Consider the following 16,768-nt stretch of genomic DNA (forward strand, 5'->3'; position numbering starts at 1 on the left):
TAATACCAGCCCGTCCCGGTCCGCCGGGTCCATCGCCTGAATCGCAGCCGTCCATGTCCGATCCCGGTCACGCCGACAACCCGCCACGCGAGGCCCGCGTCCCCGAAACCGCCGCCGGGCGCCGCTTCGACGCGGTCCTGGCCGAGCTGTTCCCCGAATTCTCGCGTTCGCGCCTGGCGGCCTGGATCCGCTCCGGCGATGTCCGCCTGGACGACCGCGAGGTGCGGCCGCGCGATCCCGTGCGTGGCGGCGAGCGGGTCAGCCTGCATGCGCGCCTGGAGGAGGAAACCACGGCCGAACCCCAGGACATCCCGCTGCAGGTGGTGTACGAGGACGACGAGGTGCTGGTCATCGACAAGCCCGCGGGACTGGTGGTGCATCCGGGCGCGGGCAATCCCGACGGCACCCTGGTCAACGCCCTGCTGCACCGGCATCCCGCGCTGGCCGCGGTGCCGCGCGCGGGCGTGGTGCACCGGCTGGACAAGGACACCTCCGGCGTCATGGTGGTGGCGCGCACCCTGCAGGCGCAGACCGCGCTGGTCGCGCAGCTGTCGGCGCGCGGTGTGCACCGGCAGTACCTGGCCGTGGTCACCGGCGCGCTGGTGGCCGGCGGCACCGTCGATGCGCCGATCGACCGCCATCCGCGCGACCGGGTGCGCATGGCGGTGCGCGAGGATGGCCGCGAGGCGGTCACCCACTACCGGCTGCGCGAGCGCTTCCGCGCCCACACCGCGGTGGAGTGCCGGCTGGAAACGGGACGGACCCACCAGATCCGCGTGCACATGGCCCATGTGCGCCATCCGATCGTCGGCGATCCGCTGTATGGCGGTCCGCTGAAGCTGCCGAAGGGCTCGGGCGATGCGCTGGTGGCGGCACTGCGCGGCTTCCGCCGCCAGGCGCTGCACGCCGAGACGCTGGAATTCGCGCATCCGGCCAGCGGCGAGCCGGTGCGGTGCAGCGCGCCGGTGCCCGCCGACCTGCTGGCGCTGATGGCGGCCCTGCGCGAGGACACCGCCGCCCACGCCGAAGCCGAGCGCGCGCGGCGGTGGTGAGCGGCGGCCTCGCGGCCACGGCTCCGTTCCCGCCGAAGGTGCGGGCATTCACCACGCTGCGCCATGGCGCCGGGGTGTCCGCGGCGCCGTTCGACAGCTTCAACCTGGGCAATTTCCGCGGCGCGGACGGGGACGATCCCGTCGCGGTGGCGCGCAACCGCGCCGAACTGGTCGCACGCTTCGGCCTGCCGTCCGCGCCGCACTGGCTGCGGCAGGTGCACGGGACGCGGGTGTTGAGGTTCGACGCGCCGGCTTTGCCCCCACCCCAACCCTCCCCCGCAAGCGGGGGAGGGAGCCTGGACGCCGCGCGCTGGGAAGGGAGCTTGGCTGCCGCGAGTGGGGAACGGAGCCTGGCCGCCGCGTACAGGGGAGGGAGCCTCGTCGTCGCGAGTGGGGGAGGGAGCCTGGACGCCGCGCCAACGGGAGAAGGCCTGGATCCCGCCGCGGCGTTTCCCCCTCCTCCGCTTGCGGGAGAGGATGGGGGCCGGATCGAAGCTGCGCGGATCACGCAGCCGCATCACCGGCAGGTGGCGTTCGGCGACGACGAGCCTGAGGCCGATGCCGCAGTCACCGGCGTTGCCGGCGTCGTCCTGGCCATCCTCACCGCCGACTGCCTGCCGGTGGTATTCGCCGCCAAGGACGGCAGCGAGATCGCCGCGGCCCACGCGGGATGGCCGGGACTGTCGCAGGGCATGCTCGAGGCGACGCTCGCCGCCATGCGCACGCCGCCGGCCGACGTGCTGACATGGATCGGCCCCTGCGCCGGCCCGGCAAGCTACGAGGTCGGGCGCAACGTCTTCGACGCCTTCGTCTCGCACGATGCGGCCGCCGTTTCCGCGTTCGTGGCCACGCGGGAAGGCCACTGGCTGGCCGACCTGCCTGCGCTTGCGCGCCGCCGCCTCATCGCCGCGGGCATGTCCATGGCCGATATCCACGGCGGCACGTGGTGCACGATGTCGGAACCGGACCGGTTCTTTTCGCACCGCCGCGACGGCCGCAGTGGCCGCATCGCGACCTTGGCCTGGATCGGCCTGGACTGATCCAGGAGGTCCGGCATGCCCGCGGACCACGCCGTGGCGGCGCCGGTCCTGCCCGAAACGGGTTACCGCACTGGTGCGCCGCACCTCGCAACCCTCGCTGTGCCACCCGGCAGCCCACGCACTGCGCCTGTTCGGCATCAGCCACCACACCGCAGCTGTCGCTGTAGCTGCGGCCGCAGTCGCTGTCGTAGGCGTTACCGTGGCGCATCCGCGCCGGCATCAGCACCCGTCGCCGCAGCCATGCCACCCGGCCGCTCCATCTGCTTATGACCAACGGTTATTTCGGCCTGCCGCCGCCCCTGTCCGACAGTAGTCGCCTACTGATGGACCTGCTCGACGCTGTCCTCCGGGGGCCGCGTCGCGATACCGTGCGCCGCTGACGTCGCGCTCCCCCTTCTACGTTGCCAGGACCCGCCATGACCGCTTTCCGTCTGCGCCGCCCGTTCCTTCCCCTGCGCCGTTCGCTGCTCGCCCTGGCGCTCGCCGCGCCGCTGCTGGCGTCCGCCCAGGACAGCGCCACCGCCGGCCGTGAAGCCGTGACCCTGGACGCGCTGGAAGTGACCGCGCAGCGCAAGGTCGAGAACATCCAGGACGTGCCGGTCTCGATCAGCACCCTGTCGGGCGAGAAGCTGGGCGTGCTGGCCTCGGGCGCGGGCGACGTGCGCTTCCTGTCCGGGCGCGTGCCCAGCCTCAACATCGAGTCCTCGTTCGGCCGCGCCTTCCCGCGCTTCTACATCCGCGGCCTGGGCAACACCGACTTCGACCTCAACGCCTCGCAGCCGGTGTCGCTGGTGTACGACGACGTGGTCCAGGAGAACCCGATCCTCAAGGGATTCCCGGTGTTCGACCTGGAGCGCATCGAGGTGCTGCGTGGCCCGCAGGGCACGCTGTTCGGGCGCAACAGCCCGGCCGGCGTGGTCAAGTTCGAATCGGCCAAGCCGTCGCAGGAAGCCGGCGGGTATGCGCGGCTTGCCGCCGGCACCGACGGTCTGTGGAACGTGGAGGGCGCCTGGGGCGGCCCGCTGACCGATCGCTGGTCGGTGCGCGTGTCGGCGCTGTACCAGCGTCGTGAGGATTCGGTGGACAACACCCATCCGGGCGCGGCCAACGACGGTCTCGAAGGCTTCGACGAATCTGCTGCGCGCGTGCAGTTCCTGTACGAGGGCGAGGACTTCGAGGCCCTGTTCAACCTGCACGGCCGCCATCTCAACGGCACCGCGCGCGTGTTCCGCGCCAACATCATCCAGCCGGGCACGAACGATCTCGTCCCCGGCTTCGACCGAGACCGGGTCGCGCTGGACGGCCAGAACTTCTCCGAGCTCGACAGCCAGGGCGGCAGCGCCCGCCTGCGCTGGGACCTGGGCGACCACAACCTGTATTCGATCACCGGCTACGAGACGGTCGAGACCATCAACCGTGGCGACATCGATGGTGGGTATGGCGCGGTGTTCCTGCCGCCCGAGCTGACCGGCCCGGGGATCATTCCGTTCGCCTCGGAATCGGCGGATGGCCTGCCCGACCATCGCCAGATCACCCAGGAATTCCGCATTGAATCGGACTATGGCCAGCGCTTCGAGTGGCAGGCCGGCCTGTTCTGGTTCGACGAGGACCTGACCGTCGACAGCTTCAACTACGACTCGCTCGCCCCCGGCAACCCGCGCGCCGGATACGCGGTGCAGACCCAGCGCAACAAGGCCTGGGCGGTGTTCGCCTCGGGCGAGTTCGCCGCGACCGAGCAGTTCAAGCTGCGTGGCGGCCTGCGCTACACGCAGGACGAAAAAGAGTTCAGCGCCACCGTATTCGAAGGCGCGCCCTTCGGCGCGCCGGTGGGCGGTCCCTACGACGTCTCGGTGGACGACAGCAACGTCAGCTGGGACCTCAGCGGCGTCTACGAGGCCAGCGATGCTGTCAACGTGTATGCCCGCGTGGCCACCGGCTTCCGCGCGCCCTCGATCCAGGGGCGCCTGCTGTTCGCCGATCCCACCGCGCCCAACGGCGGCGTCACCACCGCCAGTTCCGAAGACGCGATCTCCTATGAGGTCGGCATCAAGGCCGACCTGTGGGATCGCCGCGCACGCCTGGGCTTCAACGTGTTCCGCTACGAGGTGGACGACCAGCAGATCATCGCGGTCGGCGGCGATGCCAACATCGCCACCCTGCTCAACGCCGAGCGCACCAGCGGTCAGGGCGTCGAGCTCGACCTCGAGGCCTGGCTGACCGACACGCTGCTGGTCACGCTGGGCAGCAGCTACAACGACACCGAGATCCAGGACGCCGACCTGTCCGTGGCCGGTTGCGCGCAATGCACGGTCACCGATCCGCCGGTGCTCGACGCGGGCGGGCTGCCGACCGGTCGCTACTACATCGACGGCAACGCGCTGCCGCAGTCGCCCAAGTGGGTGCACAACGTCACCGCGCGCTGGGGCGTGCCGGTGGGGCAGGGCGAGTTCTTCGTGTTCACCGACTGGGCCTACCGCAGCGAGGTCAACTTCTTCCTGTACGAGTCGCCGGAGTTCACCGGCAAATCGACCCTGGAAGGCGGCCTGCGACTGGGCTACAGCTGGTCCGAAGGCGATCGCGAGGTCGCGCTGTTCGGGCGCAACATCACCGACCAGACCCGCATCGTCGGCGGCATCGACTTCAACAACCTGACGGGCTTCCTCAACGAGCCGCGCACGCTGGGCGTGGAGTTCACGGCGCGGTTCTAGGGCGCGGCGACCTGCGGCCACCCTGCCAGCCTCCCACCCGTGAAGGGTGCAATGCCCCGCAAGCGGGGGGAGGAGCAGAAAGCCAGTAGCCGTAGCCAGCAACCAGCACCCAGCACCCAGCACCCAGCAGCCAGTAGCCAGCAGCCAGTAGCCAGCAGCCAGCAGCCAGCAGCCAGTAGCGTTTGGTCTCCCGGGAAGCTGGCTCGCGAGCGACACCGTGTAGCGCGCTGCTCCCTCCCCCGCAAAGCGAGGGAGGGTTGGGATGGGGGCGCTCTTGCTCTTGCTTGCCGCGCACATCCGACCGGCCCGGCCCTCAACTACCCCGCGCCCAGCCAGGCGCACCCAACGCCCTCCCGGGCCGGAACCGCTGAGAACCGACCCGCATGACCGCACCTACCGCTCGCCGCGCACCGCGCTGGTTCGTCCCCGGCGACATCAACGGCTTCTTCGGACTCGTCGTCGACAACCTGTCGATCCTCGGCTTCATCGCGATGGCGCTGGTGGGGATCTTCGGCTTCCCGGCCGATGTGGTGTTCACCCGGATGTTCCCGGGCACCGCGCTGGGCGTGCTGCTGGGCAACCTGGCCTACACCTGGATGGCGGGGCGGCTGGCGCGGCGCACGGGGCGCGACGACGTCACCGCGATGCCGTTGGGCCTGGATGCGCCGACCAGCATCGGCATGGCCTTGCTGGTGCTGGGCCCGGCCTTCGTCGCGTTCAAGGCCGACGGCCTCGACGACCAGGCCGCGGCGATCGCCACCTGGCAGCTGGGCATGGCCTCGCTGGTGGTGATGGGTGTGCTCAAGACAGTGCTCTCGTTCGCCGGCGACTGGATCACGCGGGTCCTGCCGCGTGCGGCGCTGCTGGGTTCGATCGGCGGTGCGGCGCTGGCGCTGCTCGGCTTCCTGCCGCTGGTCGAACTGCTGCGCAATCCGGTGGTCGGGCTGGTGACCTTCGGCCTGCTGCTGTACGTGCTGGTCGCCCGCGGCGCGCTGCCGCTGCGGATGCCGGGCGTGCTGCTCGCTTTCCTGGTGGGCACGCTGCTGTACTACGCGCTGGGCCTGGCCGGGCTCGGCGTGCCCGGCTTCGCGCTGCCGGAACCCGCGCGCCTGTCGCCGCAGTTCCCCTGGCCCGGCACCGGCTTCATCGACGGCCTGCCGCAGACCGTGCCCTACCTGCCGCTGCTGCTGCCGTTCGGCCTGCTGATGGTGGTGGGCGGGATCAACGTCAGCGAAAGCGCGCGCGCCGCCGGCGACGACTACCGGACCCGCGACGTGCTGCTGGTCGAGGCGCTGTCCACCCTGGTGGCCGGCGTCTGCGGCGGCGTCGCCCAGACCACCCCCTACATCGGCCAGCCGGCCTACAAGCAGATGGGCGCGCGCAGCGGCTACACCCTGCTGACCGGCCTGTTCGTCGGCATCGGCGGGATGCTGGGGCTGGTGGCCGGATTGGTGCAGTGGCTGCCGCTGGCGGTGCTCGCGCCGATCATCGTCTACGTGGGCATCGGCATCACCGTGCAGGCCTTCCAGGCCACGCCCGCACGGCACGCGCCGGCGGTGGCGCTGGCGTTCCTGCCGTCGCTGGCCTATCTGCTGGCGATCAAGCTGGGCAATCCGGCCTGGATCGACCCGGAGCGGTTCGCCGCGCTGTACGCCGGGACCGGCGCGCATGGCCTGCCCGAACTCGCGACACTGGTCACCCTGGGCAACGGCTTCATCATCACCGCCATGTTGTGGGCGGCGATGCTCGTGGCGATGATCGAAGGGCGCACGCGCACGGCCGCCGCGGTGCTGTCGCTGTGCGCGGCGCTCACCCTGGTCGGCGTGATCCATTCGGTCGATCCGCGCGGCGGCGTGTACCTGCCCTGGGCGCTGGACGGTCTGCGCGCGGTGATCGCCTGGCAGTTCGCCGGCGCCTATGCCGCACTGGCGCTGCTGCTGGCGGCCCTCTCGCTGCAGCGTCCGGATGGCCCCGGCCCGGGTGGTCCGACGCCCTTGTAGCGCGGCTCCGGCGGCCGCCGCCTTTGTTCACCGCGCGCGGCCCTGCGGAAAGCACCGGACGGCGGCGCGCGCACCGCAGCCGGTATCCTTCGCATCCCGTTTCGCCGATCCCGTGCATGCAGCCCACCTTGTTCCAGCAGGCGCTTGGCGCCGCATTCTTCCGGATGCCGGAGAGCCTGCGCCGGCTCCACACGGGCCGTGGCCGCTTCCGCTACGCCGGGCGCGCGACGATCGAGCGCGGCAGCGGCCCGCTGGCGCGGCTGTGCGCATGGATCGCCGGGCTGCCGGCCGCCGGGCATGACGTGGCGACCCTGGTCGAGTTCGACTGCGGACCGCGGCGCGAGACCTGGCGGCGCGACTTCGGCGGGGCGCGAATGACGTCGACGCTGTCCTTCCGCGACGGCCTGCTGCGCGAACGCCTGGGGCCGGTGCAGTTCCGGTTCGCCCTGCACGCGAACGAGGGCGCGATCTGGTGGACCGTGGCGGGCGCGCGCCTGTTCGGCATCCTGCCGCTGCCGGCGTCGATGTTCGATGGCGTGCGCTGCCGCGAGTACGAGCAGGACGATCGCTACCGCTTCGAGGTCGATGCGGCGCTGCCGCTGGCCGGGCGCGTCATCCGCTACGCCGGCTGGCTGGAACCGGCATGAGCGACAGCGACGGGGTGCGCGACGCCGATGCGGCGCACGCCTTCCCGGCGACATGCGAGACGGCCCCGGGCGGCGACGGCGGGAGCGCGATCATCGTCTTCGACGGCGTCTGCGCGCTCTGCAACGGCTGGGTCGATTTCCTGCTGGCGCGCGACCGGCAACAGCGCTACCGCTTCGCCGCGATGCAGAGTCCTGCCGGCCGGCGCCTGCTGGCCGCGCACGGGCTGGATCCCGACGATCCGGCCTCGTTCCTGCTGCTGGACGGGCAGGGCGCGCAGACCGATACCGACGCGATCGCGCGGGTGCTGTCGGGCCTGGGAGGAGGATGGCGCGTTGCTGCGCTGGGACGGCTGCTGCCGCGCGCGATCCGCGATCGGCTGTACCGCATCGTCGCCCGCAACCGCTACCGGCTATTCGGCAGGCGCGATGCCTGCCGGATGCCGGATCCGTCACAGCGGCACCGCTTCATCGTCGACTGAGCGGTCGTACGGCCGCTGCTTGTTCAGGACTCTTCGAACAGCGCGGTCCGCACCTGGTATCCCTCCAGCGCGGCGAGGTAGTCGCCGAGGGTGAACAGGTCGACGCAGGCGCCCGCGCCGCCGCCCGCCAGTTCGCCGCGCATGAGCTTGCGGGCCAGCACGATCGCGGCGGTGCACGGCACCTGCGGTCCGTCGCCGCCCGGCAGCAGCAGTTCCCAGCGCAGCGTCAGCGGTGCGCCGTCCAGGCCGATGCCGCGCATGCGCACCAGCATCGCGCCGGTGTCCGATCCCGCCTCCAGCCAGCGCTCGCTCAGGCGCAGCAGCGGTCCGGCCCAGGGCGCCATGCCCCGCAGCAGCCCGCCGCGCACCGCCCAGCTCGCCAGCCACAGGCCGAAGTGCATGCGCCGCAGTTCCAGTCCGGCGCGGAAATCGCAGGTCCGCAGCGACGGATGGCGCCGTGGCAGCACGTCCAGGTCCGGCACCTCGCAGCGCGCCAGCCAGCGGGCGCTGCCGTCCGAGAAGCGCTCGCGCCGCAGCGACTGCCAGCCGTGCACGCTGCGCCACCGGCCGTCGAGCAGCACGCGATAGCGCTGGCCCACATAGCCCAGGATCGCGCGCGTCGTCGCCAGCCCGCGCGGGGTTCGGTTGCCGGGGCTGATCGCCGCTTCCACCGCGTCGAGTCGCGATAACCGGGGCAGGTGGGCGGCGACCACCGCCGCGCTGAGTCCGGGCACGCTGCTGGCGCCGGTGATCGCACGCCGCTGCGCCTGGCGCGCCTGCGCATCGAGCGCATCGAAGCCGGCGACGAAGGCGCGGCCGTCGGCCAGGCCGATGTAGTGCATGCCGCAGGCCAGCGCAGCGCGGGCGACCGCATGGTCGCGGCCCTGGAACGGCCCGGCCGTATGGATCAGCAGGTCGGCGCCGGTGGCGGCCAGGGCCGACACGAAACCGGGCGCGTCGATGTCCAGGCGCTGCGGGTGCATGGCGGCCGCGCCGGCGGGACTGGCCGCGACGAACGCGCGGGCGCGGTCCAGGTCGCGGCCGGCCACCAGGATCGCGGCCTCGCCGTCGGCGGCCAGCGTGCGGGCGATGCGGCCGCCGAAATGCCCGTAGCCGCCCAGGATTAAGATGCGCATCGGGCCAGTCTATCGGCGCCCGCGGGGGCGCCGCGGCTGCGAACTCTTGTATCCGCGCCCCGTCACCCGCATCTGGGAGTCATCGCCGGCCCGGCCGGCCACGTCCCTCGAGGAAATCCCCATGCGGATGGACAAGCTGACCTCCCGCTTCACCACGGCCCTGCAGGACGCCCAGTCGCTGGCGGTGGGCCGCGACCACAACTTCATCGAGCCGGTGCACCTGCTCGTGGCGCTGATCGACCAGCAGGGCGGCGGCACGCGGCCGCTGCTGTCGCAGGCGGGGGTCAACGTGCCGGTGCTGCGCGAACGGCTGGGCGAGGCGCTCGAACGCCTGCCCAAGGTGACTGGCCAGGCCGGCCAGCTGTCGGTCGGCAATGATCTGATGCGCCTGCTCAACGTCACCGACAAGCTCGCCCAGCAGCGCGGCGACGCCTTCATCGCCAGCGAGCTGTTCCTGCTGGCGGCGCTGGAGGACGGCGGCGAGGTGGGCAAGGCGCTCAAGGCCGCCGGCGCGTCGAAGCCGCAGCTCGAGGCGGCGATCGAAAAGGTGCGCGGCGGCGAGACCGTGCAGGACGAGAACGCCGAGGAGTCGCGCCAGGCGTTGGAGAAGTACACCATCGACCTGACCGCGCGCGCCGAGAGCGGCAAGCTCGATCCGGTGGTAGGCCGCGACGAGGAGATCCGCCGCACCATCCAGGTGCTGCAGCGGCGCACCAAGAACAACCCGGTGCTGATCGGCGAGCCCGGCGTGGGCAAGACCGCGATCGTCGAGGGCCTGGCCCAGCGCATCGTCAACAACGAGGTGCCCGAGGGGCTGCGCGGCAAGCGCGTGCTGTCGCTGGACATGGGCGCGCTGATCGCCGGCGCCAAGTTCCGCGGCGAGTTCGAGGAGCGCCTCAAGGGCGTGCTCAACGACCTGGCCAAGAACGAGGGCCAGATCATCCTGTTCATCGACGAGCTGCACACCATGGTCGGTGCCGGCAAGGCCGACGGCGCCATGGATGCGGGCAACATGCTCAAGCCGGCGCTGGCGCGCGGCGAACTGCACTGCATCGGCGCGACCACGCTCGACGAATACCGCAAGTACGTGGAGAAGGACGCCGCGCTGGAGCGGCGCTTCCAGAAGGTGTTCGTGGGCGAGCCCAGCGTGGAGGACACGATCGCCATCCTGCGCGGGCTCAAGGAGCGCTACGCGGTGCACCACGGCGTGGAGATCACCGATCCGGCGATCGTCGCCGCGGCCACGTTGTCCAACCGCTACATCGCCGACCGCCAGCTGCCGGACAAGGCCATCGACCTGATGGACGAGGCCGCGTCGCGCATCCGCATGGAGATCGACTCCAAGCCGGAGGAACTGGACCGCAAGGAGCGCCGGCTGATCCAGCTCAAGATCCAGCGCGAGGCGCTGAAGAAGGAGAAGGACGCCGAGTCGAAGCAGCGCCTGGCCGACCTGGAAACCGAGATCGAAGGCCTGGAGCGCGACTACAACGACCTCGAGGAAATCTGGAAGGCCGAGAAGGCCACCGTGCAGGGCGCCACGAAGATCAAGGAACAGATCGAGCAGGCGCGGCTGCAGCTCGAGGCCGCGCAGCGCCAGCAGGACTACGCCAGGATGAGCGAAATCCAGTACGGCACGCTGCCGGAGCTGGAGAAGCAGCTCAAGGCGGCGCAGGAGGCCGAGACCACCGGCTTCCAGCTGCTGCAGGACCGGGTGACCGCCGAGGAGATCGCGGAAGTCGTCGCGCGCTGGACCGGCATCCCGGTGTCCAAGATGCTCGAGGGCGAGCGCGAGAAGCTGCTGAAGATGGAAGACGCGCTGCACGGGCGCGTGGTCGGGCAGGACGAGGCGATCAAGGTCGTGTCCGATGCGGTGCGCCGCTCGCGCGCGGGGCTGTCGGATCCCAATCGTCCCAGTGGCTCGTTCCTGTTCCTGGGCCCGACCGGCGTGGGCAAGACCGAGCTGTGCAAGGCGCTGGCGGAATTCCTGTTCGACTCGAGCGATGCGATGGTACGCATCGACATGAGCGAGTTCATGGAGAAACACGCGGTCTCGCGCCTGGTCGGTGCGCCTCCGGGCTATGTCGGCTACGAGGAGGGCGGCTACCTCACCGAGGCGGTGCGGCGCCGGCCCTACAGCGTGATCCTGCTCGACGAGGTCGAGAAGGCGCATCCGGACGTGTTCAACATCCTGCTGCAGGTGCTCGACGACGGCCGCCTGACCGATGGACAGGGGCGCACGGTGGACTTCCGCAACACGGTCATCGTGATGACCTCCAACCTGGGCAGCCAGATGATCCAGGAGCTGTCGGGCGACACGCCGGAAAGCTACACGCAGATGAAGGCCGCGGTGATGGGCGTGGTGCAGGCGCACTTCCGGCCCGAGTTCATCAACCGGCTCGACGACATCGTGGTGTTCCATCCGCTGGACAAGGCGCAGATCAAGTCGATCGCGCGCATCCAGCTGCGCGGACTGGAAAAGCGCCTGGCCGAGCGCGGCATCCGCATCGAGGTCTCCGACAAGGCTTTCGATCTGCTCGGTAACGTCGGCTTCGACCCGGTCTACGGCGCGCGACCGCTTAAGCGCGCGATCCAGCAGCAGCTGGAGAACCCGCTGGCGCAGCAGATCCTGTCGGGCGCCTTCGGCCATGGCGATACCGTGCGGGTGGACGCCGAAGGTGGCAGGCTGGTGTTCGGCAAGACCTGATCGCAGCTGGACAGGGAACGCGGCCTGCCCATCGTGGGAGGCCCTGCTCAACGCGCCGACCTTGCTGGTAGACTGGCGCCGCCTGAGGTGATCGCCGGCCTGGCCGGTGGTTGAAACGGGAATCCGGTGCGACACGTCGTCCAGCGACGACGCGGCAATTCCGGAGCTGCCCCCGCAACGGTAGGCGAGCAAAGGTCCGCATACAGCCACTGTGCTTGACGCATGGGAAGGCGCGGACCGGGAGCGACGGTCGCAACGACACGACGCCCCACTCGCGAGCCCGGAGACCGGCCACGGGTTTCGATTGGCACGCGGTGGGCGCTGTCATGGGGCCCGTGCGCCTGCACGTCGCGCCATGACCACTCCTTGCCGTTTGCCTGGCCCAACGACTCCGCGCGGGCAGGCGCGGTCAAGGAGTTCCCTGTGCAGTTCCCCCGGCATTGCCTTGCCGTGGCCGCGCTTGCGGCCGCGTGCTCCCCACTGTTTCCCGCGCACGCCTCCGGTCCGGTCGCCGCGACCGACCTCGACGAGGTCGTGGTCACCGCCACCCGCACCGCGCGCACCCAGGACCAGTCGCTCGCGGCGGTCAGCGTGATCGACCGCGAGCGCATCGAGCGCCTGCAACCGCCCTCGCTGCCGGCGCTGCTGCGCGGCCTGCCGGGCGTCTCGCTGGCCAACAACGGCGGGCCGGGCAAGTCGACCTCGCTGTACCTGCGCGGCACCGAGTCCGACCACGTGCTGGTGCTGGTCGACGGCGTCAAGATCGGCTCGGCGACCAGCGGCGGCGCCGCGCTGCAGGACATTCCGGTCGAACTGGTCGAGCGGATCGAGATCGTGCGCGGGCCGTTCTCCAGCCTGTACGGCTCGGAGGCGCTCGGCGGCGTGGTGCAGATCTTCACCCGGCGCCCGAAGGGCGCGTTCGCGCCGTACCTGGGCGTCGGCATCGGCAGCGAGCGGACCCGCAACCTGTCGGCCGGCGTCGCCGGTCGCGCCGGCGAAGGCTGGTATTCGCTGGGTGCGGCCCATACCGAAACCGACGGCATCGACGCCTACCGCGGCGACCCGTCGCGCGCCACGCCCGAGCCCTACCTGGACCCCGACCGCGACGGCTACCGCAACAGCTCGGTGACGCTGCAGGGCGGCTACCGCTTCGGCGAGCACTGGGACGCCGAGGCCCGCGTGTTCCGCGCGCAGGCCCACAACGAATACGACGGCAGCCAGAACAACGAGGCCGACAACGTCCAGCAGGTCGTCGCCGCGCGCCTGCGCTACACCGCCGACGGCCCGCTGACGCTGGTGCTCAACGCCGGGCGCAGCGCCGACCTCAGCGATGCCTACATGGACGGCGTCTATTCGAGCACCTTCGACACCCGCCGCGCGGTCGCCTCGCTGCAGGCCGACATCGGCATCGGCGAAGGGCTGCTCAGCGCCGGCCTGGACTGGCAGGGCGACGAGGTCGACAGCACCACCGTCTACACCGTCGACCGCCGCCACAACCGCGCGCTGTTCGCGCAGTGGCAACAGGAGATCGGCAAGCACGCGCTGCAAGCCAGCCTGCGCCGGGACGACAACAGCCAGTTCGGCGGCCGCACCACCGGCAGCGCGCTGTGGGGCTGGGACTTCGCCGATGCGCTGCGGCTGACCGCCAGCTACGGCACCGCGTTCAAGGCGCCGACCTTCAACGAGCTGTACTTCACCGGCTACGGCAACCCCGACCTGCGGCCGGAGACGTCGGACAGCATCGAGCTGGGACTGCGCGGCGAGCACGGCCATGGCGGCTGGGCCATCAATGCCTTCCAGTCGGAGATCGACGACCTGATCGCCTACGACTCGCGCCTGGTCGACGACACGCATCCCTACGGGCAGCCCAACAACATCGACCGCGCCCGCATCCGCGGGCTGGAGCTGGTCGGCCACGCCACGCTGGCCGGGTGGCTGCTGCAGGCCAACGCCTCGTGGCTGAACCCGCGCAACGACAGCAACGGCGCCAGCGCGGGCAACGTCCTGCCGCGCCGCGCACGCCGCACCGCACGGCTGGAGGCGGACCGCGAACTGGGCCGGTTCAGCATCGGCGCCACGGTCAACGCCGCCGGCGAGCGGTTCGACGACCTCGCCAACCGCAAGCGGATGGCCGGCTACGCCACCGTCGACCTGCGCGTGGGCTACGCGCTGGCGCCGCAATGGCAGCTGCGCCTGGGCACCGACAACGTGTTCGACCGCGACTACGAGACCGCGAAGTTCTACCGCCAGCCCGGTCGCAGCTGGCTGCTGAGCCTGCGTTACAGCGGCGGAGGCTGAGCCCGTCGGCGTCGTTGCCGCAGCCCGATCCCGGACTCGACCCCGAGTCGCCGAACCGATCCCGCATCCACTTCCGGAGCCCTCCATGATCAATCCCAGTTCGAACCTTCCGTTCTCTTCCCGCCATGCGCAGACCTGCGTCGCCATCGTGCTGGCGGTCCTGCTGGTGGCCACACGCGGCAACCACGTCGCCAGCATCCACGCCCTGCCCAGCGGCTCGTGGGCGGTGTTCTTCCTGGCCGGTGCGCTGCTGCGCCCGCGCTGGGCGTTCCTGGCGCTGTTCGCGCTGGCGGTGTCGGTCGACTTCGCCAGTCTGACGCTGGAACGCATCGCCGAGACCTGCATGACGCCCGGCTACTGGATGCTGCTGCCGGCCTATGCGCTGCTGTGGGGCGGCGGGCGGCTCTACGCGCGGCTCCACGTCGAGCGGCCGGACACCGTGATGCGGCTGATGGCGGTACTGGCGGCGACCTCGGTGCTGGCCTACCAGTTCTCCGGCGGCGGCCACTACCTGCTGTCGGGAACGCAGCCAGACCCGAGCGTGGCGGAGTACGTGGCACGGATGCTGAAGTACCTGCCGCAGCGGTTGTTCAGCCTGTCGGTCTACGTGGCGGCCGCCGCCGCGATGTACGCGGCATGGCGGGTGGCCGGGCGCGTGGCGGGGGGTTCTGCCCACGCCCGCGGGGCCTGAGCCGGTGGGCGGCGTGCGCGTGGATAGCCCCGACACCGCCGACACTGCGGGCGCGGCCGGCACCCCGGAGCGCCATCGCGAGCGCGCGCAGCGCAAGAAGGAGCTGGTCGACCGGCGGATCGCGCGGGCGACCATCGACCGCGGCGTGGTGGTGGTCAACACCGGCAACGGCAAGGGCAAGAGTTCGTCGGGCTTCGGCATGCTCGCCCGCTCGCTGGGGCACGGCTTCCATTGCGGGGTGGTGCAGTTCATCAAGGGCCGCAGCACCACCGGGGAGGACCTGTTCTTCCGGACCCTGGGAGTCGCATTCGCCGATCGCCTCCGGTACCACGTGATGGGCGAGGGCTTCACCTGGGAAACCCAGGACCGCGATCGCGACATCGCCAGCGCGCAGGCGGCCTGGGCGGTGGCGGCCGGCATGCTGGCCGACGAGACCTGCGACTTCGTGCTGCTGGACGAGCTGAACATCGCGCTGGTCAAGGGCTACGTTGCGGTCGAGCAGGTGCTGGAGGCACTGGCGGCGCGACCACCACGCCAGCACGTGGTGATCACCGGCCGCGGCGCGCCCGCGGCGCTGGTCGAGGCTGCCGACACGGTCACCGAGATGCGCGTGGTCAAGCATGCGTTCAAGGCCGGCATCAAGGCGCAGAAGGGCATTGAGCTGTGACCGGGCAGACCGACGCCACGGGCACCCGCCACTGCCCGGCGCTGCTGGTGTCGGCGCTCGCGTCGGGGCAGGGCAAGACCAGCGTGACCGCCGCCCTGGCCCGCTGGCACCGCCGCCAGGGCCGGCGGGTGCGCGTGTTCAAGACCGGTCCGGACTTCCTTGATCCGATGATCCACGAGCGCGCCAGCGGGGCGCCGGTGCAGCAACTGGACCTGTGGATGTGCGGCGAGGCTGACGTGCGTGCGCGCCTGCATGCCGCCGCCGGCGAGGCCGACCTGATCCTGGTCGAAGGCGTGATGGGGCTGTTCGATGGCGAGCCGTCCAGCGCCGACCTCGCGCAGCGGCTGGGCCTGCCGGTGCTGGCGGTGATCGACGGTTCGGCGATGGCGCAGACCTTCGGCGCGCTGGCGACCGGGCTGGCGCGTTACCGCGACGGGCTGGCGCTGTACGGCGTCGCCGCCAACCGGGTCGGCAGCGACTATCACGCCGGCCTGCTCGAGAAGAGTCTGCCGGACGACCTGCAGTGGCTCGGCGCGCTGCCGCGCGGGGACGCGATGAAGCTGCCGGAGCGCCACCTCGGGCTGGTCGCCGCCGGTGAGCTGGAGGACCTCGACGCACGGCTGGAGGCGCTGGCCGATGCCTGGGGCCGGCACGCCGCCACCGGGCTGCCGCCGCCGGTCGCGTTCGCCCCGGCCGAGCCGCGGCCGGTGCCGCAACTGCTCGCCGGCAAGCGCGTTGCGATCGCGCGCGACGCCGCGTTCTGCTTCATTTATCCGGCCAACATCGCGCTGCTGCGCGCGGCGGGCGCGGAGCTGGCGTGGTTCTCGCCACTGGCCGGCGACGCGCTGCCGGCCTGCGACGCGGTATGGCTGCCCGGCGGCTACCCGGAGCTGCACCTGCAGACGCTGTCGCAACAGTCGTCGCTGCATGCCGCCCTGCGCGCGCACCGCGACGCCGGCAAGCCGCTGCTGGCCGAGTGCGGCGGGCTGCTGTACCTGCTGGATTCGCTGGCCGGGCGCGACGGCGCCGCCTCGCCGATGGCCGGCCTGCTGCGCGGGCACGCCACGCTGCAGGCGCGGCTGGCCGGGCTTGGCATGCAGCAGGTCGAACTGCCCGAGGGCGTGCTGCGCGGGCACACCTTCCACCACGTCCGTGCCGAAATCGAAGCCGAGCCCATCGCGCTGGCGTCCAACCCCAACCGCGGCCCGAGCAACGAAGGGATCTATCGCGACCGCCGGCTGACCGCCAGCTTCGTGCACTTCTACTTCCCGTCCAACCCGGAAGCGGCGCTACGGCTGCTGCTGCCATGAGGACGCGACGGTGAGCCTGGCTTTGGTCGCCGAACT

12 protein-coding genes and 1 riboswitch are annotated in these 16,768 nt (G+C 71.3%); of the genes, 11 read left to right on the forward strand and 1 reads right to left on the reverse strand.

Annotated features, from left to right (window positions below):
• Window positions 1–53 precede the first annotated feature (53 nt).
• From rluD to Q0863_RS15270, 6 genes are all read left to right on the forward strand, one after another.
• The gene (rluD, locus tag Q0863_RS15240) at window positions 54–1,052 is read left to right on the forward strand and encodes a 23S rRNA pseudouridine(1911/1915/1917) synthase RluD (RefSeq protein WP_298580341.1); all 999 of its coding nucleotides are present in this window, start codon (window positions 54–56) and stop codon (window positions 1,050–1,052) included.
• Entirely contained in the window at window positions 1,046–2,092 is a 1,047-nt protein-coding gene (locus Q0863_RS18455; RefSeq protein ID WP_345780529.1) for a polyphenol oxidase family protein, read from the forward strand. The genes rluD and Q0863_RS18455 overlap by 7 nt, the downstream gene beginning before the upstream one ends.
• 416 nt (window positions 2,093–2,508) lie before the next feature.
• The gene (locus tag Q0863_RS15255) at window positions 2,509–4,800 is read left to right on the forward strand and encodes a TonB-dependent receptor (protein ID WP_298580343.1); all 2,292 of its coding nucleotides are present in this window, start codon (window positions 2,509–2,511) and stop codon (window positions 4,798–4,800) included.
• Between the two features lie 383 nt (window positions 4,801–5,183).
• Window positions 5,184–6,800 carry a hypothetical protein gene (locus tag Q0863_RS15260; RefSeq protein WP_298580346.1) on the forward strand — a complete coding sequence of 539 codons (1,617 nt, stop codon included), beginning with the start codon at window positions 5,184–5,186 and terminating at the stop codon, window positions 6,798–6,800.
• 116 nt (window positions 6,801–6,916) lie between these two features.
• On the forward strand, window positions 6,917–7,447 hold the full coding sequence (locus Q0863_RS15265; protein WP_298580350.1) for a DUF4166 domain-containing protein: 531 nt from the start codon (window positions 6,917–6,919) through the stop codon (window positions 7,445–7,447).
• A complete protein-coding gene (locus Q0863_RS15270) occupies window positions 7,444–7,926 on the forward strand; it encodes a thiol-disulfide oxidoreductase DCC family protein (protein WP_298580353.1) in 483 nt (160 codons plus the stop codon). The genes Q0863_RS15265 and Q0863_RS15270 overlap by 4 nt, the downstream gene beginning before the upstream one ends.
• Before the next feature lie 23 nt (window positions 7,927–7,949).
• Here Q0863_RS15270 and Q0863_RS15275 read toward each other — a convergent pair whose 3' ends face one another.
• Complete coding sequence (locus Q0863_RS15275) at window positions 7,950–9,062, reverse strand: saccharopine dehydrogenase NADP-binding domain-containing protein (protein WP_298580358.1); 1,113 nt, start codon at window positions 9,060–9,062, stop codon at window positions 7,950–7,952.
• A gap of 121 nt (window positions 9,063–9,183) precedes the next feature.
• Between Q0863_RS15275 and clpB the strand changes: the two genes are divergently transcribed.
• The 5 genes from clpB to Q0863_RS15300 all read left to right on the forward strand — a co-directional run bounded on the left by clpB (window position 9,184) and on the right by Q0863_RS15300 (window position 16,732).
• Window positions 9,184–11,766: an ATP-dependent chaperone ClpB gene (gene clpB, locus Q0863_RS15280; protein ID WP_298580361.1), complete on the forward strand. Its 2,583-nt coding sequence runs from the start codon at window positions 9,184–9,186 to the stop codon at window positions 11,764–11,766.
• Between the two features lie 68 nt (window positions 11,767–11,834).
• A riboswitch (cobalamin riboswitch) is annotated at window positions 11,835–12,077 on the forward strand.
• A gap of 139 nt (window positions 12,078–12,216) precedes the next feature.
• Window positions 12,217–14,064, forward strand: coding sequence for a TonB-dependent vitamin B12 receptor (btuB, locus tag Q0863_RS15285; protein ID WP_298580704.1), 1,848 nt, complete (start codon window positions 12,217–12,219; stop codon window positions 14,062–14,064).
• A gap of 85 nt (window positions 14,065–14,149) precedes the next feature.
• On the forward strand, window positions 14,150–14,755 hold the full coding sequence (locus tag Q0863_RS15290) for a hypothetical protein (protein WP_298580363.1): 606 nt from the start codon (window positions 14,150–14,152) through the stop codon (window positions 14,753–14,755).
• Window positions 14,756–14,774: 19 nt separating this feature from the next.
• The gene (gene cobO, locus Q0863_RS15295) at window positions 14,775–15,422 is read left to right on the forward strand and encodes a cob(I)yrinic acid a,c-diamide adenosyltransferase (RefSeq protein WP_298580364.1); all 648 of its coding nucleotides are present in this window, start codon (window positions 14,775–14,777) and stop codon (window positions 15,420–15,422) included.
• Window positions 15,419–16,732, forward strand: coding sequence for a cobyrinate a,c-diamide synthase (locus Q0863_RS15300; protein ID WP_298580367.1), 1,314 nt, complete (start codon window positions 15,419–15,421; stop codon window positions 16,730–16,732). The genes cobO and Q0863_RS15300 overlap by 4 nt, the downstream gene beginning before the upstream one ends.
• Window positions 16,733–16,768 lie beyond the last annotated feature (36 nt).

Source organism: uncultured Luteimonas sp., assembly GCF_947492465.1.
In the GTDB taxonomy this organism is placed as follows: Bacteria; Pseudomonadota; Gammaproteobacteria; order Xanthomonadales; family Xanthomonadaceae; genus Luteimonas.

What these genes read in the sequence shown, in the direction of transcription:
- rluD (WP_298580341.1), top strand. Translation starts at nt 54, where the DNA reads ATGTCCGATCCCGGTCACGCCGACAACCCGCCACGCGAGGCCCGCGTC.
- Q0863_RS15255 (WP_298580343.1), top strand. Translation starts at nt 2,509, where the DNA reads ATGACCGCTTTCCGTCTGCGCCGCCCGTTCCTTCCCCTGCGCCGTTCG.
- Q0863_RS15260 (WP_298580346.1), top strand. Translation starts at nt 5,184, where the DNA reads ATGACCGCACCTACCGCTCGCCGCGCACCGCGCTGGTTCGTCCCCGGC.
- Q0863_RS15265 (WP_298580350.1), top strand. Translation starts at nt 6,917, where the DNA reads ATGCAGCCCACCTTGTTCCAGCAGGCGCTTGGCGCCGCATTCTTCCGG.
- Q0863_RS15270 (WP_298580353.1), top strand. Translation starts at nt 7,444, where the DNA reads ATGAGCGACAGCGACGGGGTGCGCGACGCCGATGCGGCGCACGCCTTC.
- Q0863_RS15275 (WP_298580358.1), bottom strand. Translation starts at nt 9,062, where the DNA reads ATGCGCATCTTAATCCTGGGCGGCTACGGGCATTTCGGCGGCCGCATC.
- clpB (WP_298580361.1), top strand. Translation starts at nt 9,184, where the DNA reads ATGCGGATGGACAAGCTGACCTCCCGCTTCACCACGGCCCTGCAGGAC.
- Q0863_RS15290 (WP_298580363.1), top strand. Translation starts at nt 14,150, where the DNA reads ATGATCAATCCCAGTTCGAACCTTCCGTTCTCTTCCCGCCATGCGCAG.